We start from the raw sequence: 24,113 nt of genomic DNA, 5'->3' as shown, positions 1-24,113 counted from the left end.
TATTGACTGAGACTCCGCTATCGGGAGCAAGCCCCCTCCCACATTTGAATCTCCATTGGTGTGCGAGATATTTACAGGATCCGCACGCGCAACGAACGGCCTTTGATCTTGCCGTCATTCAAGCGCTGCAACGCCTGCTTGGCGATTCCGCGTTCTACGGCCACGAATGCCTGGAAGTCAAAGATCGCAATCTTGCCGACCTGGGCGCCCGGAATGCCGGCTTCACCGGTCAATGCACCCAGAATGTCGCCTGGGCGGACCTTGTCTTTACGCCCGGCGGCGATGCACAGGGTACTCATCTGCGGCAGCAACGGGCCACCGCTTTGCGGCTTGAGGTTGTCCAGTTGGTCCCAGTTCAGCGGCGACTTCTGCAGTTGCTCGATGGCCTGGGCGCGGTGCGCTTCGGACGGTGCCACCAGGCTGATGGCGATACCGGTCTCGCCGGCACGACCGGTACGGCCCACGCGGTGAATGTGGATCTCCGAGTCGCGGGCCAGTTCGACGTTGATCACCATGTCCAGCGAGTCGATGTCCAGGCCACGGGCAGCCACGTCGGTAGCCACCAGCACTGAGGTGCTGCGGTTGGCGAACATCGCCAGTACCTGGTCACGGTCGCGCTGTTCCAGGTCGCCGTGCAGGCCGACGGCGGAAATGCCTTTGGCCGTCAGGTGGTCGACAGTTTCCTGCACTTGCTGCTTGGTGAAGCAGAACGCCACGCAGGAGGCCGGGCGGAAATGCGCCAGCACCTTGGTCACCGCGTCCATGCGTTCTTCTGGGGAGATTTCGTAGAAGCGCTGTTCGATCTGGTCGTCGGAGTGGAACGCCTCGGCCTTCACCTGCTGCGGCGCACGCATGAACTTGGACGCCAGCTGCTTGATGCTCACCGGGTAGGTGGCCGAGAACAGCAGGGTCTGGCGGCGTGGCGGGGTCTTGCTGATGATGTCTTCGATGGCGTCGTAGAAGCCCATGTCGAGCATACGGTCAGCTTCGTCGAGGATCAGGGTGTTCAGGCCATCCAGTACCAGCGAGCCTTTGCGCAGGTGCTGCTGGATGCGGCCCGGAGTGCCGACGATGACGTGGGCGCCATGCTCCAGGGAGGCGATCTGCGGGCCGAGGGACACGCCGCCGCACAGGGTCAGCACCTTGATGTTGTCTTCGGCACGGGCCAGGCGACGGATTTCCTTGGCGACCTGGTCGGCCAGCTCACGGGTGGGGCACATCACCAGCGCCTGGCAACCGAAGTAACGTGGGTTGATCGGGTTCAACAAGCCGATGCCGAAGGCGGCGGTCTTGCCGCTGCCGGTCTTGGCCTGGGCAATCAGGTCCAGCCCCTTGAGGATCACCGGCAAGCTTTGCGCCTGGATCTGCGTCATCTCGACGTAACCCAGCGAGTCGAGGTTAGCCAGCATGGCGGCGGACAGGGGCAAAGTATTAAAAGCGGTGGCGATGGTAGTCACGGGACTGGCTCTGCAAAACAAAATGTCGCGCAGTGTACCAGCCCTGTGGGATTTTCCCCGCAAGTTCTCGACGAGAAGCCCGTCAATGCTCGATATCGTGCTCGCGGCTGACCACGCGTTTGCCGTCTTTTGGCGACAATTGCAGGAAGATCGCCGCCGCCAGCATCGCCATGATGCCCACGGTGAGGAAGGTCAGCTGGAACGCGCCGAGGACACTTTCCACACCGTCATTGCCGGCCTCGGCAGTAAACCCGCCAAGCAACGCGCCGGCACAGGCCACGCCGAGGCTGAGGGACAACTGCGCCACCACCGACAACAAACTGTTGCCGCTGCTGGCCTGGGCGTCGTCGAGGTCGATCAGGGTCACGGTGTTCATCGCCGTGAATTGCAGCGAGTTGATCGCCCCCAGCACCGCCAGCATGGCCAGCAGCAGCGGGTAGGGCGTGTGCTCGCTGACCAGGCCCATGCTCGCCAGCATGATGCCCAGAGCCAAGGTGTTGCCGGTCAGCACGATGCGATAACCGAGGCGCTCGATCAGCGGCCTTGCCACGGATTTGGCAAACATCGCCGCCGCCGCGAGTGGCAGCATGCTCATCCCGGCTTCTGATGGCGAGTAACCTAGTGCCACCTGCAACAAAAGCGGTACCAGGAAGGGCAGTGCGCCGCTGCCCAGCCGCGCAAACAGGTTGCCCAGAATGCCTACGGCAAAGGTGCGGGTCTTGAACAGCACCGGCGAGAACAACGGGTTATCAATATGCCCGGCGCGCAGCCAGTACGCCGCCAGGCAGGCGAACCCGCCGAACAGCAGCAATATGACCCGCAGGTGCGGCAGGTGCAGTTCGCCCAGACCCTCCATGGCGATGGTGATCAGCACCATCGCCGCGCCGAACAGCAGGAAACCCAGGCCGTCGAAGCGCGTGCGCTCGCTGCCGCGCAGGTCGGGGATGAACTTCCATACGGCATAGCAGCCGATCATGCCCACCGGCAGGTTGATCAGGAAGATCCAGTGCCAGGTCAGGTATTGCACCATCCAGCCGCCCATGGTCGGGCCCAGTAAGGGGCCGAGCAGGCCGGGGATAGTGATGAAACCCATGATGCGCACCAGCTCGGAACGCGGATAGGCGCGCAGCACCACCAGCCGCCCGACTGGCAGCATCAGCGCACCGCCCAAGCCCTGGATTATCCGGGCGCCCACCAGCATGGTCAAACTGCTGGACAGTGCGCACAGCAGCGAGCCGAGACTGAACAGCATGATCGCGCCAAAGAAAATCTTCTTGGTGCCAAAACGGTCGGCGATCCAACCGGATGCGGGGATCAGAAGGGCGACGGTGAGCATGTAGGCAATCACCACCCCCTGCATGCGCAGCGGGTTCTCCGCGAGGTCCCGGGCCATGGCCGGCAGAGCCGTGTTGAGGATCGTCCCATCCAGCGATTGCATGAAGAAGGCAATCGCTACCACCCAGGGGAGCCAGCGGGCGGTCTTGGCATCGAGAGGGGCACGATTCGGCATGGGGACCCTTTTATTAGCAGGCTATGTGTTGGCGATTATGCGCCATTCGTCGCTCATTTTCCCACTGGCGGTTCGTCTAAGTCCGACAACGTTGCGTGCTCTCCGACCAGGAAATCCAGCAATGCACGGTGAACTGCCAGCGCCGCTTCCCGAGACTCCAGGTCCAGCAGGTGGCCGGTATGCTCGGCCACCGCAAAGCTGCTGCGGCCTACATATTGTTTGAACAGCTGGGCCTCGGCGGCCGGGGTGTATTCGTCCAGGGCACCGTTGAGAAAGTGCACCGGCGTCTCGATCTGTCGCAGCGCCGGCAAATAGTTGCCATCGCCCAAGGCCAGGACCTGGTGAATGTGAAAGCGCGCCTGGCGGTACTCGGTAGTGGCCATGGTCGACAGGTGCCGATGGTTGTTGCGCTTGAGGCGCGGCGACAGGTATTTGCCGACCGTCTCGTTGAGCAGGTGGCCGACCGCGGACTTGTCATCGGCCTCGATCAACACGCGCACGCGCTCCACGTATTCAAGCATGGCCTGATTGAGGTTGGGGGCCAGGGCCATCACCACGGAGCTTTCGATGGAGGGTGGGTTGTGCGCCAGGGTCAGCAATGTGGAGATGCCGCCCCACGAGGCGGACACTAAATGGTTGACCTCAAAGCGCTCTACCAGGGCGCGCAGGATTTGCACCTCATCGTCCTTGGTAACCAAGTCGAGGTCGGTGTTGTGCTCGCGCGAGTAGCCGGAGAATGGCAAATCGAACAGCAGCACATTGAAATGCTCGGCCAGGCATTTGCTGGTGCGGGCAAAGGAACGCGTGGTGGACAGGGCGCCATTGACCATCAGCACGGTTTTTCTTTGCGGGTTATTACCGAGCTGCTCTACGTGAACGTTGTAGTGTTTGAACAGCCTTTCAATGACGAAACTTCCATGGTTCATATCAGCGCTCCAGCTTGCCGTTTACCGGGCAAGGTCATGCATCACGTGCGGGCACGTGGGTGGGGTGGCGGGATGCCACTAACCGTTATAACGAGGTTTTTTACAGGCGACAACCAACCGGGCGCTCAAGACGGTGAGTTGGGAATTTGCGGTAGGAAACGGCGAAAAGTCTGACTGAGAGGGTGCAATTCCCTCTGTAGGCGCGGGTGCGCTCGCGCCTACAGAGGGCCGGATTACCGGGGTTTACAATGTCAAGGTCAGGCGTTTGACCAAGGCACCTGGCAGCAGGTTGGAGGCGGTATTGCGCTGGCTGTAAGTGCTGGCCGACAGTAGCAGTTCCCGATCAGCGGTCAGGGCTTCGAGCTGAGAACCGAGCAAGTGATACACACTGTCATCAAAGCGCATGGTGCTGACCGGCGCCTTGATTTCGCCGTTTTCCACCCAGAACGTGGCAAAGCGCGTCATGCCGGTCAGGCGCGCCGCTGGCAGGTCGGAATAGTTCAGGTACCAGAGGTTGCTGATATATAACCCGGTGCCCAACTGCTTGAGGATATCGGCCTGGACCAGGCTGCCTGCCGCCATTTGCAAGGCGCTGGGAGACTCGTCGCTGCTGGCGCCGTTGGTGCTCAAACCGTATTCGGCGGCGCTGCGAGAGTTGATCAACTGGCCCTCGGCCTTGCCTGCCCGGATCAGGGGCACATCCGCGCGCGGGTAGCCTTCGGTGGAAAACGCCTGGCTCAGGGAACCGCTGATCTGTTCATTGATTGTCACCAGCGGGCTCAGTGATTGCTCACCGGCATACAGGCGCTGCAACGAACTGCCTTTGCTGGCGATGGCCTGGGCCGAAAAACCACCCCAGGTAATGATGCTGATGATTTCTTCCAGCGCTGGCGGTGCAAGGTAGGCACGGTATTGGCCGGGCGCCAGCTTGTGCAGCGGCCGCCCCAGGAACGCCAGTTGCTCGCGGGCCTGTTGAAAGCGTGCGGCAAATTCGGTGCTGTCCCAGGTGTGCCCGGCGTGGCTGGCCTTGACCGCTTCGCCATTGGCGTGGAACAGGCTGAAATCGAAGTTGAAGCTGTTGGCGCAATGCCAGCCGAACGCGCCCGAGGAACTGGCGAAACCACGGCTGATGGGGCCGGCGGCGTAGAAGCCGACCAGATCGACGCCGTCGGCAGCCTGGCTGATGTCGTCCAGCACCTGGGCCAGGGCCGGCAGCGGCCGTCGCTGTTCGTTGCTGCTTTGCCAGGCGTTGTGGTTGAGCAGCAGGTACGGATCACGTGGCAGCAGCGGCAGGGTTTCACGCAGCTGTTGCAGGGCATTGGCCAGACGCTGGCGATCCAGTGCCGCCTCGCCGGACAGGGTGATGCCCAGGTCGGCGTGGCGGCCATCGTTGATCAGCTTGAGGTTCAGGCTGGCCTGTTGCACCTGGCCGGCCTGGCGCACCTGTGCGTGGTTGAAACGCACGAACTCGGACGATTCATCCGCGTAACCCAGGTGGAACTGCTCCTTGTCGGTGACGGCCTGCTTGAGCCAGTCCACCAGTGCCTTGAAGTGGTTCATCAGGCATCGCCCCCAAATACGTCAATGTTACTGAATACACAGGCCGGCGACGCATGGCCGACGCGGATCACCTGGTTGGGCTCGCCCTTGCCGCAGTTGGGCGTACCCAATACCTTGAAGGTGCTGGCGTCGCCGACCGCGCTGAGGTTGCGCCAGAATTGCGCGGAAATTGCCCGATAGTTGGGGTTCTTCACCACGCCCTTGAGTTCGCCGTTTTCAATCAACTGGCCCCACTCGCAACCGAACTGGAACTTGTTGCGCGCATCGTCGATGGACCACGAACGGTTGGTCGACATCAGGATGCCGTTTTCAATACCGCCCACCAATTGCGCCATGCTTTTATCGCCGGCCTCGATATTCAAGTTGGCCATGCGATCGATGGGCGGGCGGTTCCAGCCGCAGGCGCGGCTGTTGGCGACGCCTGGCAGGTTGGCGCGAAATTGCGACAACGCACCGCCCAAGGGCTTGAGCAGCAGGCCATCGCGGATCAGAAATTGCTTGCTGGCGCGGGTGCCGTCGTCGTCATGGCCGTAGCTGGCCAGTTGCTCGGGGATATCGGGGTCGAAGGTCACGTTAAGCAACGGCGAGCCGTATTGCAGATGGCCGAAGTCGCTGGCCTTCACAAAGCTGGTGCCGGCGTAATTGCGCTCGTCACCGAGGATACGGTCCAGCTCCAGCGGGTGGCCGATGGATTCGTGGACCTGCAGGATCATCTGGTCGGGCATCAGCAGCAGGTCGCGTGGGCCATGGGGCGTATTCGGCGCGAGCAGCAATTGCAGGGCTTCGTCGGCCACCTTGCGGGCGGCGCCCACCAGGCCAAAGCGCTGGATCACACCGGCACTGCCTTGCTGGCCGAAGTTGGTACCGCCCAGGGTACGGGTCTGGCTGTCGTTGCCGTCGAAGGCGGTGACACTCAGGCCAGGGAAGACGAAGCGCTGGGCCTGGCGCAATTGCGCGCCGGCGCTGTTGAGATAGATCTGTTCAACCTGCGTAGTGCCAAGGCTCACTTCCCAGGTCACCAGGCGCTCATCCCTGGGCACGGCAGCAGATTCATCGCCGAGCAATTGGTAGCAGTCGCTCAGGGACGGGAAGGGCTGGTCGAGGTCAGGGGACAGGTAGTCGGCGACGTCGCTGGACACTGGCTGTTGGTGCAGGTCGAGCAGGGCGTGGGGCTGGATCAGCCGGGCTTGCTGTTCGGCGCGCTCAAGGGCCGCTTGCAGGCCGGCAAGGGAAATGTCGTTGGTCGCGGCATAGGCTTCTACGCCATTGAGACGCACGGTAAGCATGGCGCCTTCATCGTGGCTCAGGTGCGGTGGTTCGGCGACGTTCTTGCGTACCGACAGGTATTGGCCGGATTCGCGTACGTAGCGCAGGGAGAAGAATTCGGCACGGGTGCGCAGGGCACTGAAGTGCTGTTTGAGAGTGGCGTGGTGTTCGAACATGGGGCCTTCCTTGTGGGCGGCTCGGCGCGCGGCAGGCCAACAGAGTAGGCCGGGGCGCAGAGCTGATCAAGGAAAGTGTAGGGGGGGCTTGCGGTGTCGGGTCGGGCCTCATCGCGGGCAAGCCCGCTCCCACATTTTGATTTGTGAACACAGTCAAATGTGGGAGCTGGCTTGCCTGCGATATCAGGCACCGCGGTGTATCAGTTACTGCGCAGTAGGGCCTACTTCACGCATCGGCTTGCCACGCACCGGCGCATCGCCTGCCACGTAGTAGTCGGCGGTGCTGCGTGGCAGTGGCTTGCGGCCACGGATCTTGTCGGCGATTTTTTCGGCGATCATGATCGTCGGCGCGTTCAGGTTACCGGTGGTGATGATCGGCATGATCGACGCATCGACTACACGCAAGCCCTGCATACCATGCACGCGGCCTTCGCCATCCACTACGGCCATCTCGTCGGTGCCCATCTTGCACGAGCAGGACGGGTGGAACGCGGTTTCGGCGTGCTCGCGGATGAACTTGTCGAGTTGCTCATCGGTTTGCACTTCAATACCCGGGCTGATTTCGCGGCCACGGTATTGATCCAGTGCCGGCTGCTGCATGATTTCACGGGTCAGGCGGATGCCATCGCGAAATTCCTGCCAGTCCTGCTCGGTGGCCATGTAGTTGAAGAGGATGCTCGGGTAGTCCCGTGGGTTCTTCGACTTCAATTGCACGCGGCCACGGCTTGGCGAACGCATGGAGCCCATGTGCGCCTGGAAACCGTGCTCTTTCACACCGTTGCTGCCGTTGTAGTTAATCGCCACCGGCAGGAAGTGGTACTGGATGTTCGGCCACTCGAATTCCGGACGCGAACGGATAAAACCGCCGGCTTCGAACTGGTTGCTGGCGCCGATACCGGTGCCGTTGAACAGCCACTCGGCACCGATGGCCGGCTGGTTGTACCAGAGCAGCGATGGGTACAGCGACACCGGCTGGGTGCACGCATATTGCAGGTACAGCTCAAGGTGATCCTGCAGGTTTTCGCCGACGCCCGGCAGGTCGTGGACTACTGGGATGTCGAGGCTTTCCAGCAGCTTGGCCGGGCCGACGCCGGAGCGTTGCAGCAGTTGCGGCGAAGCGATCGCGCCGCTGCACACCAGCACTTCTTTACGCGCACGGGCTTCAACGCGCTCTTCGGCGGCGCCGATCAGGTAGCGCACGCCAACGGCACGCTTGCCTTCGAACAACACTTTGTCGGTAAGGGCGTGGGTGACGATGGTCAGGGTCGAACGCTTTTTAGCTGTGTCCAGGTAACCGCGTGCGGTGCTGGCGCGACGGCCGTTCGGCGTGACGGTACGGTCCATCGGGCCGAAGCCTTCTTGCTGGTAACCGTTCAAGTCTTCGGTACGCGGGTAACCGGCTTGTACGCCGGCTTCGACCATGGCGTGGAACAGCGGGTTGTTGCCCGCTTTCGGCGTGGTCACGCTGACCGGGCCTTCACCGCCGTGGTAATCGTTGGGGCCGATGTCGCGGGTTTCGGCCTTGCGGAAATAAGGCAGGCAGTCGAGGTAGGTCCAGTCTTCCAGACCGGGCAGCTTCGACCAGTTGTCATAGTCCATGGCATTGCCACGGATATAGCACATGCCGTTGATCAGCGAAGAACCACCCAGGCCCTTGCCGCGCCCGCATTCCATCCGGCGGCCGTCCATGTGTGGCTCTGGATCGGTTTCGTAGGCCCAGTTGTAACGGCGGCCTTGCAGCGGGAAGGCCAGGGCGGCTGGCATCTGGGTACGGAAGTCGAGGCGGTAGTCCGGGCCACCGGCTTCGAGCAGCAAAACAGTGACGCCTTCGTCTTCGGTCAGACGGGTCGCCAGGGTGTTACCGGCGGAGCCGGCACCCACAATGATGTAATCGTATTCTTGGGACATGAATGTACCCTCTTTGAAGTGTGGTCAGGTCTGGCGAGTGCTTCGCACTCGATCGCAGGCAAGCCAGCTCCCACATTTGATCGGGTTCACACAGCGCAAATGTAGGAGCCGGGCTTGCCCGCGATGGCCTCACGGGCAATACAAGACTCGCAGGTGTTAGAACACCGAGGCGTAATCGCCCAGCTCAACCTGTACCGATTTGATGCGGGTGAAGTTGTTCAGCGAGCTGATCCCGTTCTCACGGCCCACACCGGATTGCTTGTAACCACCGACCGGCATCTTGGCGTCGGACTCGCCCCAGGCGTTGATCCAGCAGATACCCGCTTCCAGTTGATGAATCACGCGGTGGGCGCGGTTCAGGTCGCGGGTCACCAGGCCGGCAGCCAGGCCGAAGTCGGTGTCGTTGGCGCGACGGATCACTTCTTCTTCGGTCTCGTAGGTGAGGATGCTCATCACTGGGCCGAAAATTTCTTCACGCACGATGGTCATCTCATCGGTGCAGTCGGTGAACACGGTCGGGGCCACGAAGGCGCCTTTGGCGAAGTCGCCGTCGGTCAGGCGATCGCCGCCGCACAGCAGGCGGGCGCCTTCTTCCTTACCTTTGGCGATGTAGCCCAGCACGCTTTCCATGTGGGCGAAGCTGACCAGCGGGCCGAAGTTGGTGTTGTCGTCCTGCGGGTCGCCGACACGGATGCGCGCAACGCGCTCGACAATCTTGGCTTCAAACGCAGCTTGCAGATGCTTGGGCACGAACACACGTGTGCCGTTGGTGCAGACCTGGCCGGAGCTGTAGAAGTTGGCCATCATCGCGATGTCGGCGGCGCGATCCAGGTCGGCGTCTTCGAACACGATCAGTGGCGACTTGCCGCCCAGTTCCATGGTCACTTCCTTGAGCGACGAACTCGAGGCGCTGGCCATGACTTTCTTGCCGGTGTCGGTGCCGCCGGTGAACGAGACTTTCTCGATGCGCGGGTGCTCGGTCAGCCAAGTGCCGACTTCACGGCCGCTGCCGGTCAGTACGTTGAACACGCCAGCCGGAACGCCGGCTTCGGTGTAGATCTCGGCCAGTTTCAGGGTGGTCAGCGAGGTGACTTCGCTTGGCTTGAAGATCATCGCGTTGCCGGCAGCCAGGGCCGGAGCGGATTTCCACAGGGCGATCTGGATCGGGTAGTTCCACGCGCCGATACCGGCGACTACACCCAGCGGCTCGCGGCGGGTGTAGACGAAGGAGGTGTCGCGCAGCGGGATCTGCTCGCCTTCGATGGCTGGCACCAGGCCTGCGTAGTATTCCAGCACGTCGGCGCCGGTGACGATGTCGACGTACTTGGTTTCGGAGAAGGCTTTACCGGTGTCCAGTGTTTCCAGGGCGGCCAGTTCATCGTTGCGCTCGCGCAGGATGTCGACAGCACGACGCAGGATGCGCGAACGCTCCATGGCGGTCATGGCAGCCCAGATTTTCTGGCCCTTTTCAGCGCTGACCACGGCACGCTCGACGTCTTCTTTCGTGGCGCGTTGCACTTGGGCGAGAACTTCACCGTTAGCCGGGTTGATGGCTTCGAAGGTGGCATCGCTGCCAGCGTCGCTGTAGCCGCCGTCAATGTAGAGTTTTTGCAGGTCGAAACGGGCCATAAAGTCCTCGCAAGTGCATAAGTGGTTGGCGTTACCCGCCGTACAGTGGGCCATGGAGTTGTGGCAACACTGAGCGGCGGACGTTCAGGGGTTGAGCGTTTATAAGTGCTCTAACTCACCTGCTTGGCCAATTGGAAATCCATGTATTCGTAAGCGATCCGTTGCGCTTGCTCCGTGTCGAAAGCGTCTCCCGACAGGGCGCCGCGCAACCACAAACCGTCGATCAAAGCCGCCAGGCCGCGGGCTGCGCTGCGTGCCTCGGGTAACGGCATCGCACGGCGGAACTGGCAACACAGGTTGGAATACAGACGGTGATCGTTGATCCGCTGCAACCTGTGCAATGACGGGTGGTGCATGCTGGTGGCCCAGAAGGCCAGCCAGGTTTTCATTGCCGGGCCGTTGACCTGGCTGGCGTCGAAGTTGCCTTCGATGATCACCTGAAGGTGTGCCCGTGGGCTGTCATCCTTCAAGGCACGCCTGCGTTCGTGGACGTTCTCGATCAACGCATTCATCAGGTAGCGCATGGTCGCTGCAATCAGGCCGTTCTTGTCCTGAAAGTAGTGACTGATGATGCCGTTCGAGACGCCGGCCAGCCGCGCAATCAGCGCAATGCTGGCATCTCCCATTCCGACCTGATCGATGGCCGTCAAAGTGGCTTCGATCAACTGCTGGCGGCGTATGGGTTGCATACCGACCTTGGGCATGTAGCACCTCTCCTTAGGCCTGCCGATGGGCGATCCACGTCCGTCGGCTTGAGGGCCAGTCTATTTTGTTTTGATTGAACGTTCAATCAACAAAGAATAAGATCTGCGACAAATGGTCGCTGCCTACAGATATTTCCTACCTGCGAGCTGCAACCTCTGACACCTGCAAAAACCCTTGAAACAGGCCACTTCAGCGCCTGATCACCGCTTCGGCGGGCTCAAGAATTTTCGGGGTGTCTTTATAACACCCGTCCGTCGACTGCCGAAAAATCGATGTCCCGGGATAACCGTTGCCTTGTGTTTCTCTCTCGCACTGCCTGGAGCATCTGCGCCATGAGTTCTGCCTCTCTTATAAAGACCCCGCCGGAAAAGGTCCGGGTCAACGGTTGGGTGTTCTACACCTCCACCGCGCTGATTCTGATATTGACCGCCATCCTGATCATCGCCCCGCAGGAGGCCGGGCGCATGCTCGGCGTAGCCCAGGCCTGGCTTTCCAAGAGCTTTGGCTGGTACTACATGGTGGTCATCGCCGCCTACCTGGTGTTTGTGGTCGGTCTGGCGTTTTCGTCCTACGGGAAATTGAAACTGGGTAGTAAGGACGACACCCCGGACTTCAGCTACGGCGCCTGGGCCGGCATGTTGTTCTCGTCGGGCATCGGCATTTCGCTGTTGTATTTCGGTGCGTCCGAGCCGCTGGACCACTACTTCAACCCGCCCGAAGGCGCAGCGGCCAGCAATGGCGCGGCCCGCCAGGCGCTGCAGCTGACCTTCCTGCATTGGGGCCTGCACGGTTGGGCGATCTATGCCCTGGTCGGCCTGGCTGTGGCGTATTTTGCGTACCGTCATAACCAGCCGCTGGCCTTGCGTTCGGCGCTTTACCCACTGGTGGGCGAGCGTTGGGTGAAGGGCGCGGCCGGCCATGCGGTAGACGGTTTCGGCATGTTCGTCACCTTGCTGGGGCTGGTGACCAACCTGGGTATCGGCTCGATGCAGGTGTCCTCGGGGCTGGAAAACCTGTTTGGCATGGAGCACAGCAACACCAACTTGCTGATCGTGATCATCGTGATGAGCACCGTGGCAACCATCGCCGCTGTATCGGGCGTGGAAAACGGTATTCGCCGCCTGTCCAACCTCAACATCGTGCTGTTCAGCGGCTTGCTGATTTTTGTGCTGCTGTTCGGCCCGACCCTGCACCTGCTCAACGGCCTGGTGCAGAACACCGGCGATTACCTCAACGGCATCATTCTGAAAACCTTCGACCTGTACGTGTACGAAGGCGACGCCGACAAGACCGAGCGCTGGATGGGCCTGTGGACCCTGTTCTACTGGGCCTGGTGGATTTCCTGGGCGCCATTTGTGGGTATGTTCATCGCACGTATTTCCCGCGGTCGTACCGTGCGTGAGCTGGTAGCTGGCGTGTTGCTGATCCCGCTGGGCTTTACCCTGGCGTGGCTGTCGATCTTCGGTAACTCGGCCCTGGACCTGGTGTTGAACCACGGGGCGGTGGAGTTGGGCAAGACGGCGCTGGAGCAACCGTCCATGGCCATCTACCAACTGCTTGAGCATTACCCGGCATCGAAAATTGTCATCGGCGTATCGATCTTCGTGGGCTTTGTGTTGTTCCTGACCCCGGCGGATTCCGGCGCGGTGATGATGGCCAACCTGTCCTGCAAAGGCGGCAATGTGGACGAAGATGCGCCGCACTGGTTGCGGATCTTCTGGTCGGCGGTCATTACGCTGGTGACGATCGGCCTGTTGTTTGCCGGCAACTTCGAAGCCATGCAAACCATGGTGGTGCTGGCAGGGCTGCCGTTCTCGGTGGTGCTGATCTTCTTTATGTTCGGTTTGCACAAGGCGATGCGCCAGGACGTGGCCATCGAACAGGAGCAGGCGCAACTGGCTGAACGCGGGCGTCGTGGGTTCAGCGAGCGCTTGACGGCGCTGGACCTGCAACCGAGCCAGGCCACCGTGCAACGCTTTATGGACAAGCACGTAACGCCGGCGCTGGAAGAAGCGGCGGTTGCGCTGCGTGAGCAAGGGCTGGAAGTGCAGACACTGCTGGGCAAGTCCAAGCGCTGCATCGGCGTGCGGATCGAGATGGAAGAGGGCAACCCGTTTGTCTACGAAGTGAGCCTGGATGCTTACTCGTCGGCGCCGGCTGACTTGCCTGAAGAAGAGCGCACCCGTTATTACCGCGCCGAGGTGTACCTGCACAACGGGCCTCAGGAATACGACCTGATGGGCTTCACCCAGGAACAGATCACCCGGGATGTGCTCGATCAGTTTGAAAGCCATCGGCAGCTCCTTGGCCGGGTCTATAGCTGATAGTTGAGCTGGCGGCGCCTTCACTGGCGCCGCTGTTGCAAGCATTGAATGCGGTCGAATGTGGGAGCTGGCTTGCCTGCGATAGCAAGGGTGAATCCAACATAGCTATCGCAGGCAAGCCAGCTCCCACATTGACCGCATTGCTTTAGTGAGCGTCAGCCCAGGTTCTTGCCCAGCAGGGCATGGTAGAGCTCACTGTCACCCAAGATCCCCACCACCTTGTTGTTGTCATGCAACACCAGCTTGTTCCCCGTCTGGTAGCGAATCTGCAACGCATCGCGCATACCGATGTTGGAGTCCACCAGCGTCGGCACCCGGCCCAGACCTTCCACCGCTTGCCCCGGCGCCCAATTCTGCAGGTTCATCGCCACGCCATTCTGGCGTGCGCCCTGGATGGTGTTGCCTTCGGCCAGGTCCAGCCACGAGTCACCACCCGGATCAAGGCACACCGAACCGTTCACGCGCTTGCAGTTGTCCAGCGTGCGCATCAGGCTGCGTCCGCACAGCACGTTCAGCGGGTTGGTGTGGGCGACGAAGGTGCGCACATAGTCGTCCGCCGGGTTCAGCACGATCTCTTCCGGCACGCTGTACTGGATGATTTTGCCGTCTTTCATGATCGCGATACGGCTGCCCAGTTTCAGCGCTTCATCCAGGTCGTGGCTGACGAACACGATGGTCTTGCTCAACTTGCGTTGCAGCTCCAGCAGCTCATCCTGCAAGCCTTGGCGAATCAGCGGGTCGAGGGCCGAGAAGGGTTCGTCCATCAGCAGGATATCGGCGTCCATCGCCAGGGCGCGGGCCAGGCCGACGCGTTGCTGCATACCGCCGGACAGCTCGTCGGGCTTCTTGTTGCGCCATTGGCTCAGGCCCACCAGTTCAAGCTTTTCATCCACCAGCGTGCGCCGTTCCTTCTCCGGACGGCCCTGCATTTCCAGGCCGAAGCTGATGTTCTCGCGCACCGTCAGCCAAGGCATCAGGGCGAACTTCTGGAACACCATGGCGATGCGTTTGGTGCGCATCATTTTCAACTCGGCGGGGGTGCAGGAGGCGATGTCGATCTGGCGACCTTCATGCTCTACAAACAGTTGGCCACGGCTGACGGTGTTGAGGCCGTTGATGCAGCGCAGCAGGCTCGACTTGCCGGAACCCGACAAGCCCATCAGCACACAGATCTCGCCTTTCTCGATATCCAGGCTGGCCTTTTCAACGCCGACAATCTGCCCGGTCTTCTTCAGAATTTCGTTACGGCTCATGCCCTGGTCCAGCAGCTTGAGCGCTTCGCGTGGGTCTTTGGAAAAGATCACGTCGACATTGTCGAATCGGATAATGCTCATGCATCACCCCCTACTTTAGCGTCGGGTTGTTTGCAGATACGGTCGAGCATGATGGCCAGCAAGACGATCGCCAGACCCGCTTCAAAGCCCAAGGCGATGTCAGCGGTGTTCAGTGCGTTGACCACCGGCTTGCCGAGGCCGTCGGCACCCACCAGGGCGGCGATCACCACCATCGACAACGACAGCATGATGCATTGGGTAATGCCGGCGGCGATGCTCGGCATGGCGTGGGGCAACTCGATGCGCGAGAGCAACTGGCGGCGCGAGCAGCCAAAGGCTTTACCGGCGTCCATCAACTCTTGCGGCACATCGCGGATACCCAGGTAGGTCAGGCGGATCGGCGCGGCAATCGCGAACACCACCGTGGAAATCAGCCCGGGCACCACCCCCAGCCCGAAGAGGGTCAGGGTAGGGATGAGGTAGACGAAGGTCGGTACGGTCTGCATCAGGTCGAGCACCGGCCGCATCATGGTGTAGAACATCGGCTTGTGCGCGGCAACAATGCCCAGCGGCACGCCGATGACCACGCAGACCAGGGTGGCGAACAACACCTGCGCCAGAGTCTCCATGGTTTCCTGCCAGTACCCCAGGTTGAGGATCAGCAGGAAGGAGGCGATGACAAAAACCGTCAGGCCCCACTTGCGTTGAATGAAGTGAGCCAGCAGCGCAATCAGACCGATCAATGCCAGCGGATTGAACCAGGTCAGCGCAAACGTCACGCCGTGGATCATCGTTTCCAGTGTCGATGCGATTGCGTCGAAATAGTTGGCACCGTGTTGGGTCAACCAGTCGACGAAGGCAGCGATGTACTGGCCTAGAGGGATTTTCTGTTCAGTCAGCATGGTAGTGAATGTCCACATGCGAAGGGGAAAACATCCCGGGCCAGCGCACCGGCCCGGGGTCAGCGGGTGCTATTTGGCGAGGTAAGCTTTAACGGCATCGATCCCTGGTTTGCCATCGACGGTGGTGACACCGGCGAGCCAGGTGTCGAGCACTTGCGGGTTCTTCTGCAGCCAGGCCTTGGCGGCGGCGTCGGCCTTCATCTTGTCGTCCAGGACGTTACCCATCAGGGTGCTTTCCATGTCCAGCGTGAACACCAGGTTTTTCAGCAACTGGCCGACGTTGCTGCATTCCTGGGTGTAGCCCTTGCGGGTGTTGGTGTAGATGGTGGCCTGGCCATAGTTGGGGCCGAACGAATCGTCGCCGCCGGTCAGGTACTTCATCTTGAAGCGGGTGTTCATCGGGTGCGGTTCCCAGCCGAGGAACACGATGGCCTGGTTGCGCTTGGAGGCGCGTTCAACCTGGGAGAGCATCCCGGCTTCGCTGGACTCGACCACCTTGAAGCCGGCGGTCTTGAGGCCGAAGGCGTCTTTGTCGATCAGTGTCTGGATGGTGCGGTTGCCGTCGTTGCCCGGCTCGATGCCGTAGATCTTGCCGCCCAGCTCATCCTTGAATTTGGCGATATCGGCGAAGTCTTTCAGGCCCTTGTCGTACAGCGCCTGTGGGACCGCCAGGGTGTACTTGGCGTTCTCCAGGTTGGCGCGCACGGTTTCCACGGTGCCGGCATCACGGTACTGCTTGATGTCGTTTTCCATGGTTGGCATCCAGTTGCCGAGGAAGATGTCCATGTTCTTGCCGTCGGCCAGGGACTTGTAGGTCACCGGTACCGAAATCATCGTGGTGCGCGGCTTGTAGCCCAGGCCCTTGAGGATTTCGCTGGTGGTCGCGGTGGTGACGGTGATGTCGGTCCAGCCGACATCGGAGAAGTTGACGGTCTTGCACTGTTCCGGTTCTGCGGCGTGTGCCATGAGGGGCAGACTCAGCATGGCGGCCAACAACAACGAGGGTGAACCTTTCATCGGGGTAGACTCCTGTGTCTTTTCTGGCGGCATTCGCCGCGCTTTATAAGTGTTGCGGTTGGAGCGTGCGAGAACAGCTCTGGCGCGGTGCCTTGCAAACGAGTCGAGACTGATCATGTACCAGTGAAAATCTGACGCCTACAGGGGGCGTCGTATCCAGTACAGGGAGGGTCGCATCCAGTACCGATGACGTCGCTTACAGCTTTTTCCCAAGGTAAAACTGCTGTTTTTACCCATCTGCACCGCAAAAAACGGCCAAAACAGGCGTTCGCACGCGAGCGACGCTGGTGAGCATGGATGCGTCGGTGTGAGACGCCGTGGCGAGCAACAAAAGCTTGATGATGCCGCCATCTGGGCGATCTGAGCGTAGCACCTCGTTCAAGCCCGGCCCGCGCTTATCGAGGAGTTACACGTTAATGGCTATCAGCGTTTTCGACCTGTTCAAGATCGGCATCGGGCCTTCGAGTTCTCACACCGTGGGCCCCATGCGCGCCGCGGCGTTGTTCGTGCAGGCGTTGCGTGAGCGTGAACTGTTGGAACGGGTTCGGCGTGTCGAAGTGCAACTGTACGGCTCGTTGTCTGCCACTGGCATCGGCCATGGCAGTGACACCGCAACCATCATGGGCCTGATGGGCGAGTGGCCGGACGCAATCGACCCCTCGCAAATCGGCGTACGCATTCAAACCTTGCGTGAAACCGACACCCTGTTGCTGGACAGCCGCTTGCCGGTGCCATTTGTGTGGGCGCGGGACATGCGCTTGCTCGACGAGAACCTGCCGTTCCACCCCAACGCCATGACCCTGGTGGTATGGGGCGATGACGGCGAACTGCATCGCGATACCTACTATTCGGTCGGCGGCGGCTTTGTGGTGGATGAGGCCCAGGCCCGAAGCGGCGTGGCCGATATGGACCGCACCGAATTGCCTTACGATTTTTCCAGTGCGGTTGAGCTGTTGCAGCTGTGCAAGACCCACAACCTGCGCGTCGCCGAACTGATGCTGGCGAACGAAAAGACCTGGCGCTCCGAAGAAGAAATCCGCAGTGGCCTGATGAAACTCTGGCGCGCCATGCAGGATTGCGTGGAGCAGGGTCTCAAGCACGAAGGCATCCTGCCCGGCGGCCTCAATGTGCGCCGCCGCGCCGCCAAGTTGCATCGCAGTTTGCAAGAGCTGGGCAAACCCAATGTGATCGGCTCGACCTTGAGCGCCATGGAGTGGGTCAACCTGTTCGCCCTGGCGGTCAACGAAGAAAACGCCGCCGGTGGGCGCATGGTGACGGCGCCGACCAATGGCGCGGCGGGGATCATCCCGGCAGTGCTGCACTACTTCATGAAGTTCAGTGAGGAGGTCACCGAAGCCAACGTGGTCGACTATATGCTCGGCGCGGCGGCGGTAGGTATCTTGTGCAAGAAGAACGCTTCGATCTCCGGTGCTGAAGTCGGCTGTCAGGGTGAAGTAGGCTCGGCTTGCGCGATGGCCGCAGCTGGCTTGGCGGAGATTCTAGGTGCCACGCCGGAGCAGGTGTGCAACGCCGCCGAAATCGGCCTGGAACATAACCTCGGCCTGACCTGCGACCCGGTCGGCGGCCTGGTACAGGTGCCGTGTATCGAGCGCAATGCGATTGCGGCGGTGAAGGCCATCAACGCGGCGCAAATGGCCCTGCGTGGCGACGGCCAGCACTTTATCTCCCTGGACCGGGTGATCCGCACCATGCGTGATACCGGGGCCGATATGCATGACAAGTACAAAGAGACATCACGCGGTGGGTTGGCGGTGAGTGCGGTTGAGTGCTGAGACCCAGTCGCCTGCATCGGGGGCAAGCCCCCTCCCACACTTGATTTGTGAACACCTTCAAAATGTGGGAGGGGGCTTGCCCCCGATAGCAATAGTGCAGACACAATTGCTCATAAAGTGAACACCAGATCAAAAAACGCCACCTTTTAGCGCGTCGCAAACAGATAAGTAGCTACCAAACGATTTCCCTCTCGTCACCTGCGCATTGTGCTTTGGGTGACAGACATGTCCTACGCCCGCAAAGCGCCTTCCCACAAGTGCTACCGATTTGCTCACACGCTTTGAGTAGCACCCTTCTCACGCCATATCCCGCACCCCACGCGCGGGCTTATATAGACGCATCAACAGGTCGTTTTCAGGAGTTATTGAATAGCCATTCAATTTTCGGCATGGCATTTGCTCTGTCAATTCAAAGCCTCTCTCCCCTCGCAGGGGATGAGCGCAATAACAAGAGCCTCGCCTGAGGCCATCACCTGCTTTGTGTGAGGAGATACCGCGATGACGTCGTTCAACTCCGGGGCCCAACCCCAGAACCGTGCGCCTCAATCCATCGGCTTTTTGCTGCTGGACAATTTCACGCTGATTTCACTGGCGTCGGCCGTGGAACCCCTGCGCATGGCCAACCAGTTGTCCGGCCGCGAGCTGTACCGCTGGACAACCCTGAGCGTGGACGGCAACCAGGTATGGGCCAGCGACGGCCTGCAAATCACCCCGGACGCCTCCATGCACAAAGCGCCGGCGCTGGACACGGTCATCGTCTGCGGGGGCGTGGGTATCCAGCGCACGGTCACCCGTGAGCATGTGTCGTGGCTGCAAAGCCAGGCGCGTCAATCCCGTCGCCTGGGTGCCGTGTGTACCGGCAGTTGGGCCCTGGCTTGCGCGGGTTTGCTCGACGGTTTTGATTGCAGCGTGCATTGGGAATGCCTGGCGTCGATGCAGGAAGCCTTCCCGCGCGTCGCGATGAGCACGCGTCTGTTCACGCTCGACCGCAACCGCTTCACCAGCTCCGGCGGCACTGCGCCGTTGGACATGATGCTGCACCTGATCAGCCGCGACCACGGCCGTGAATTGTCGGCTGCCATCTCCGAGATGTTCGTCTACGAACGCATCCGCAACGAACAGGATCACCAGCGCGTGCCGCTCAAGCACATGCTCGGCACCAACCAGCCGAAGCTGCAGGAAATCGTCGCGCTCATGGAAGCCAACCTGGAAGAGCCGATCGACCTGGATGAGCTGGCGGTGTATGTCGCCGTGTCGCGCCGCCAGTTGGAGCGGCTGTTCCAGAAATACCTGCACTGCTCGCCGTCGCGGTATTACCTCAAGCTGCGCCTGATCCGTGCACGGCAGTTGCTCAAGCAAACACCGATGTCGATCATCGAAGTGGCGTCGGTGTGCGGGTTCGTGTCCACGCCGCACTTCTCCAAGTGCTACCGCGAATACTTCGGCATACCGCCACGCGATGAACGTGTCGGCTCCAACACCACCCAGCAAGTGGCGATGATGCCGATTCCGCAGGCACTGGTGTTGTCACCGTTGTCGGGGCCGATGTCGGCGTTGAGCCAGGCCAGGAACGAGTCGACGTTTGCCAGTGTAAGGCTCTAAACCGAGTCGTCTGCATTGCAGGCAAGCCAGCTCCCACCTTGGAATGCGTTCTCCTGTGGGAGCTGGCTTGCCTGCGATAGCGGTATTTTCAGGCGCCGGAGTTCTGTTTGAATTGCATCAGCGCCGGCAACAGCTGCTTATCGATCGCCTGGCGTACCGCCGGCAAAATGGTCGCCTTGCCGGTATACATCTGCTCCACCATCCCCTTGAGCGCCTTGGCTCGCGCTTCGCTCAAACCGCGCACCGCACATTCACACGCCTGCTCGGCACTGGAGCCGCTGGATACTTCAAACCCCAGCGAGCGCAGTTGGCTCAGCAGGTCATCCTGGTCAATCAAATCCGCGTGCATCATGACGTTTATCCTGGTGTAGGGAACAGGGATTGACCTGGATTCTGGTAGGCCCCCGCCGGGTGGGCAAGCGCAGAATCGAGCAATGGCTTGGATGGCTATGAACAGGTCGTTTTCGGGTCACTTGGCAATACGGTTAATAGGCACACTGATCCCAGGCACGCAGCTTGACGGTTTGGTCACCCTCCAGATGCACAGCTCACACAAGGCCCCTCTGCCCCGATCCAGTCACGGCTGGCTCGGGGCTTTTTTTGCCGGTAAACCGATGACGCGGCCAAGCAGGGCGGGCCTTGGCAGCTCGGCCTGTGCAGCGCTGATCGCGGCGAGCCGTTGCAGCGTGGCCTCGGTGAACGGCGTAGCCTGCGGCCCGGCCAGATCGACGTGCAGCAGCATCTGTTCATTGCCGGCCAGTTCCTTGTCATCGCCCACCCGGTGCAGGCTGTGATAAAGGTGCAGGCGCTTGGCGTCATGGGCGATCAGTTGGGTGTGCACTTCAACCTCGGCGCCCAGTTTCACTTCGTGCAGGTAGTTCAGATGCAGCTCCAGGGTGAACAATGAGTGGCCGCTGGCTTCACGGTTGTCGCTGTCCAGGCCCAGGGTGTCCATCAGCGCATCGGTGGCGTAGCTGAAGATCAGCAGGTAGAACGCGTCGCGCAGGTGGCCGTTGTAGTCCACCCAGTCGGGAAGGACTCGGGTGGTATAGGTGGTCAATGCGGGCATTATCGGCTCCCTTTATTCGGCGAAGGTCATGCCGTGCCGGGCCTTGGTGGTTTTCACCGCCTCAAGCACTGCCAACAGGCAATCATCACGATAGCGCTCCAGCGCCGAAATGCTGTGTTGGCCCAACTGATCGCTAGTGCCATCGACCACGTCGTCAATCAGCTTGTCGGTCAGTTCCGGTGCTGGCAGGTAGGTCCATGGCAACTGCAACGCCGGGCCGAACTGCGCCATGAAGTGCCGCATACCGGCATCACCGCCTGCCAGGGTGTAGGTGAGGAAGGTACCCATGAACGACCAGCGCAGGCCGGCGCCAAAGCGAATCGCGTCATCGATTTCGCCGGTGGTGGCCACGCCGTCATTGACCAGGTGCAGCGCCTCGCGCCACAACGCTTCGAGCAGCCGGTCGGCAATAAAACCGGGCACTTCCTTGCGCACATGCAGCGGGCGCATACCGAGGGATTCATACACCTTGATGGCCGCCTGGATCGCTTCAGGCGCAGTGCGCTTGCCGCCCACCACCTCCACCAAGGGCAGCAGGTAAACCGGGTTGAACGGGTGGCCGACCACGCAGCGTTCCGGGTGGGTCGAACCTTCATAGAATTCGCTTGGCAACAGCCCGGACGTGCTCGAACCGATCAACGCATTCGGCTTGGCCGCCGCGCTGATCTGGCTGTGTAGCTGCAGCTTGAGCTCCAGGCGTTCCGGGGCGCTTTCCTGAATGAAGTCGGCGTCCTTGACGCATTCCTCGATGGTGCTGACAAAGCGCAGCCGATGCTGGGATGCACCCGGTGCCAGGCCTTGTTTTTCCAGCGCGCCCCAGGCATTGGCGACGCGTTTGCGCAAGGCTGCTTCGGCACCGGGGGCAGGGTCCCAGGCGACCACATCGAGGCCGTGGGCGAGGGCACGGGATACCCAGCCGCTGCCGATAACACCGCTGCCCAAGGCAGCGAAGGTTTTGATGTCAGTGATAAAGCTCATTGGCACATTCCTAGAGAGTTCGGGGATCCCCTGTGGGAGGGGCGGTGCGACGATTCCACATGTTTAACCGCGTTTGGTCATGCCCATCTTGATTCGCCCCTCGGCCGGGGTCATGACCCGCGCACCCAGCCGGCTGAGGATTTCAATGGCGCGTTCCACCAACTGGCCGTTGGTGGCGAGCACGCCTTTGTCCAGCCACAGGTTGTCTTCCAGGCCCACCCGTACATTGCCGCCCAGCAGCACCGCTTGCGCGGCCATCGGCATTTGCATGCGACCAATCCCGAACCCTGCCCACACCGCGTCGGCGGGCAGGTTGTCGACCATGGCTTTCATGGTGGTGGTATCGGCCGGCGCGCCCCAGGGAATGCCCAGGCACAGTTGGAACAGCGGGTTATCGAGCAGCCCTTCCTTGATCATCTGCTTGGCGAACCACAGGTGGCCAGTGTCGAAAATTTCCAGCTCGGCCTTTACGCCCAGGGCCTGGATACGCTTGGCGCCGGCCCGCAGTTGCGCCGGGGTGGACACATAAATGGTGTCGCCGTCGCCGAAGTTGAGGGTGCCGCAGTCCAGGGTGCAGATCTCCGGCAGCAGTTCCTCCACATGCGCCAGGCGGGTCAGTGGGCCGACCAGGTCAGTGTTGGGGCCGAAGTCCATCGGGTTCTCGCCGCCACCGATTTCCAGGTCGCCGCCCATGCCGGCGGTGAGGTTGACGATGATGTCGATGTCGGCCTCGCGGATGCGCTCCATCACCTCACGGTACAGGGCTACATCGCGGCTGAATTTGCCGGTGTGCGGGTCGCGTACATGGCAGTGCACCACGGTGGCGCCGGCCTTGGCGGCTTCTACTGCGGCGGCGGCAATTTGTTTGGGGGTGACCGGCACGTGCGGGCTTCTGGCGGTCGTGTCGCCAGCACCGGTGAGTGCGCAGGTGATGATGACGTCGTGGTTCATGAGGCGGTTCCTTACAGGCGTGGTGGTGCCGTTCGCGGCCGCAAGTGGCCGCGAAACGGTGGTTCGGAGAAGGTTATTTGCGGGTGAGTTTCAGGTTGGCGGCCGCGGGTTTGCCATCGAACGTGGTCACGCCCTCCAGCCAGCGCTGTTGGTCTTGAGGGTGATCCTTGAGCCACTGCCTGGCGGATTCCAGGGCATCCTTGTGATCGAGCAGCGGCTGCATCATGCGGCTCTCGTCGGCGGCGGTGAACGTCAGGTTGGTCAGCAGCGTGTGCACGTTGGGGCACTGCTCGGCGTAGGTTGGCGACGTGACGGTCCATACGCTGGCCCGGCCTTCGTTCGGCCCCAGGGCGTCTTCGCTGCCGGTGAGGTAGGTCATCGCCACATTCACGTTCATCGGGTGCGGCGCCCAACCAAAGAACACCACGGCTTCCTTGCGGCGCACGGCGCGGTCCACGGCGGCCAACATGCCGGCTTCGCTGGACTCCACCAGTTGGAACTTGCCCAGGCCAAACTGGTTCTTGGCAATCATCGCCTTGATCTGGGTATTGGCACCTGAGCCGGGCTCGATGCCGTAGATCTTGCCGCCCAGCTCTTTCTGGAACCTGGCGATGTCAGCGAAGGTCTTCAGGCCCTTGTCTGCCAGATAAGTCGGCACCGCCAGGGTGGCGCGTGCGTCTTCCAGGCTGGGTTTATCCAGGACCTTGACCTGCCCGGCCTCGACAAACGGCGTGATGGTCTGGGTCATCAGCGGGTTCCAGTAGCCCAGGAACAGGTCCAGGCGTTGGTCGCGGATACCGGCAAAGATGATTTGCTGGGAGGCGCTGGTTTGTTTGGTCTTGTAGCCGAGGCCGTCGAGCAGCACTTGAGTCATGGCGCTGGTGGCGATCACGTCGGTCCAGTTCACCACGCCCATGCGTACGTTCTGGCATGAAGCGGCATCCGCTGCCATGGCGTTAGTGCTCAAAACGGCGCTGGCGCTGAGTGCAAGTACGCAACGGCGGATCAGTCGGTTCATGGTGGGTCCCTCGGCAGGTCGTTATTGTGGGGGCCGGTGTCTTTGTGC

The 24,113-nt window shown here is 61.2% G+C and carries 19 protein-coding genes; 3 read left to right on the top strand and 16 right to left on the bottom strand.

Annotated elements, in window-relative coordinates:
- Positions 1–71 precede the first annotated feature (71 nt).
- The 8 genes from dbpA to betI form a co-directional block, all read right to left on the bottom strand.
- Positions 72–1,409, bottom strand: a complete 1,338-nt coding sequence (gene dbpA, locus PSEBG33_RS02135; RefSeq protein ID WP_232289440.1) for an ATP-dependent RNA helicase DbpA — start codon at positions 1,407–1,409, stop codon at positions 72–74.
- A gap of 130 nt (positions 1,410–1,539) precedes the next feature.
- Positions 1,540–2,967 (bottom strand): multidrug transporter subunit MdtD, encoded by a 1,428-nt coding sequence (mdtD, locus tag PSEBG33_RS02140; RefSeq protein ID WP_005792178.1) that lies wholly within the window; start codon positions 2,965–2,967, stop codon positions 1,540–1,542.
- 53 nt (positions 2,968–3,020) lie between these two features.
- A complete protein-coding gene (locus tag PSEBG33_RS02145) occupies positions 3,021–3,893 on the bottom strand; it encodes an alpha/beta fold hydrolase (protein WP_005792177.1) in 873 nt (290 codons plus the stop codon).
- 243 nt (positions 3,894–4,136) lie between these two features.
- Positions 4,137–5,453 (bottom strand): TldD/PmbA family protein, encoded by a 1,317-nt coding sequence (locus PSEBG33_RS02150; RefSeq protein WP_005792176.1) that lies wholly within the window; start codon positions 5,451–5,453, stop codon positions 4,137–4,139.
- Complete coding sequence (locus tag PSEBG33_RS02155; RefSeq protein WP_005792175.1) at positions 5,453–6,895, bottom strand: TldD/PmbA family protein; 1,443 nt, start codon at positions 6,893–6,895, stop codon at positions 5,453–5,455. The genes PSEBG33_RS02150 and PSEBG33_RS02155 overlap by 1 nt, the downstream gene beginning before the upstream one ends.
- 204 nt (positions 6,896–7,099) lie before the next feature.
- Positions 7,100–8,803: a choline dehydrogenase gene (gene betA / locus PSEBG33_RS02160; RefSeq protein ID WP_005792174.1), complete on the bottom strand. Its 1,704-nt coding sequence runs from the start codon at positions 8,801–8,803 to the stop codon at positions 7,100–7,102.
- 156 nt (positions 8,804–8,959) lie between these two features.
- A complete protein-coding gene (betB, locus tag PSEBG33_RS02165; RefSeq protein WP_005792173.1) occupies positions 8,960–10,432 on the bottom strand; it encodes a betaine-aldehyde dehydrogenase in 1,473 nt (490 codons plus the stop codon).
- A 110-nt stretch (positions 10,433–10,542) separates the two neighbouring features.
- Positions 10,543–11,136 (bottom strand): transcriptional regulator BetI, encoded by a 594-nt coding sequence (gene betI, locus PSEBG33_RS02170; protein ID WP_005792172.1) that lies wholly within the window; start codon positions 11,134–11,136, stop codon positions 10,543–10,545.
- 390 nt (positions 11,137–11,526) lie between these two features.
- Between betI and PSEBG33_RS02175 the strand changes: the two genes are divergently transcribed.
- Entirely contained in the window at positions 11,527–13,461 is a 1,935-nt protein-coding gene (locus PSEBG33_RS02175; protein WP_232289439.1) for a BCCT family transporter, read from the top strand.
- 155 nt (positions 13,462–13,616) lie between these two features.
- Here the strand turns inward: PSEBG33_RS02175 and choV are convergent, their stop codons facing one another.
- From choV to PSEBG33_RS02190, 3 genes are all read right to left on the bottom strand, one after another.
- Complete coding sequence (choV, locus tag PSEBG33_RS02180; protein WP_005792170.1) at positions 13,617–14,795, bottom strand: choline ABC transporter ATP-binding protein; 1,179 nt, start codon at positions 14,793–14,795, stop codon at positions 13,617–13,619.
- Complete coding sequence (gene choW / locus PSEBG33_RS02185; protein WP_003194913.1) at positions 14,792–15,637, bottom strand: choline ABC transporter permease subunit; 846 nt, start codon at positions 15,635–15,637, stop codon at positions 14,792–14,794. The genes choV and choW overlap by 4 nt, the downstream gene beginning before the upstream one ends.
- A 69-nt stretch (positions 15,638–15,706) precedes the next feature.
- Positions 15,707–16,654: a choline ABC transporter substrate-binding protein gene (locus tag PSEBG33_RS02190; protein WP_005792169.1), complete on the bottom strand. Its 948-nt coding sequence runs from the start codon at positions 16,652–16,654 to the stop codon at positions 15,707–15,709.
- Positions 16,655–17,070: 416 nt separating this feature from the next.
- On the opposite strand from PSEBG33_RS02190, the gene PSEBG33_RS02195 reads away from it, so the two are divergent.
- Together PSEBG33_RS02195 and PSEBG33_RS02200 are read left to right on the top strand one after the other, a co-directional pair.
- Positions 17,071–18,447 carry an L-serine ammonia-lyase gene (locus tag PSEBG33_RS02195; protein ID WP_005792168.1) on the top strand — a complete coding sequence of 459 codons (1,377 nt, stop codon included), beginning with the start codon at positions 17,071–17,073 and terminating at the stop codon, positions 18,445–18,447.
- Positions 18,448–18,945: 498 nt separating this feature from the next.
- The gene (locus PSEBG33_RS02200; protein WP_005792167.1) at positions 18,946–20,049 is read left to right on the top strand and encodes a GlxA family transcriptional regulator; all 1,104 of its coding nucleotides are present in this window, start codon (positions 18,946–18,948) and stop codon (positions 20,047–20,049) included.
- Between the two features lie 88 nt (positions 20,050–20,137).
- Here PSEBG33_RS02200 and PSEBG33_RS02205 read toward each other — a convergent pair whose 3' ends face one another.
- The 5 genes from PSEBG33_RS02205 to PSEBG33_RS02225 form a co-directional block, all read right to left on the bottom strand.
- On the bottom strand, positions 20,138–20,401 hold the full coding sequence (locus PSEBG33_RS02205) for a hypothetical protein (protein WP_005792166.1): 264 nt from the start codon (positions 20,399–20,401) through the stop codon (positions 20,138–20,140).
- A 225-nt stretch (positions 20,402–20,626) separates the two neighbouring features.
- The gene (locus tag PSEBG33_RS02210; RefSeq protein WP_005792165.1) at positions 20,627–21,118 is read right to left on the bottom strand and encodes a thioesterase family protein; all 492 of its coding nucleotides are present in this window, start codon (positions 21,116–21,118) and stop codon (positions 20,627–20,629) included.
- Positions 21,119–21,130: 12 nt separating this feature from the next.
- Positions 21,131–22,096 (bottom strand): L-carnitine dehydrogenase, encoded by a 966-nt coding sequence (locus tag PSEBG33_RS02215; RefSeq protein ID WP_005792164.1) that lies wholly within the window; start codon positions 22,094–22,096, stop codon positions 21,131–21,133.
- Positions 22,097–22,159: 63 nt separating this feature from the next.
- Entirely contained in the window at positions 22,160–23,047 is an 888-nt protein-coding gene (locus tag PSEBG33_RS02220; RefSeq protein WP_005792163.1) for a 3-keto-5-aminohexanoate cleavage protein, read from the bottom strand.
- 73 nt (positions 23,048–23,120) lie between these two features.
- Positions 23,121–24,065 (bottom strand): choline ABC transporter substrate-binding protein, encoded by a 945-nt coding sequence (locus tag PSEBG33_RS02225; RefSeq protein ID WP_005792162.1) that lies wholly within the window; start codon positions 24,063–24,065, stop codon positions 23,121–23,123.
- Positions 24,066–24,113: the final 48 nt, after the last annotated feature.

Origin of the sequence: Pseudomonas synxantha BG33R, from assembly GCF_000263715.2 — a bacterium.
Taxonomy (GTDB): domain Bacteria; phylum Pseudomonadota; class Gammaproteobacteria; order Pseudomonadales; family Pseudomonadaceae; genus Aquipseudomonas; species Aquipseudomonas synxantha_A.
The sequence above is the reverse complement of the archived record's forward strand: the minus strand, read 5'-3'. Positions and strand labels throughout refer to the sequence as shown.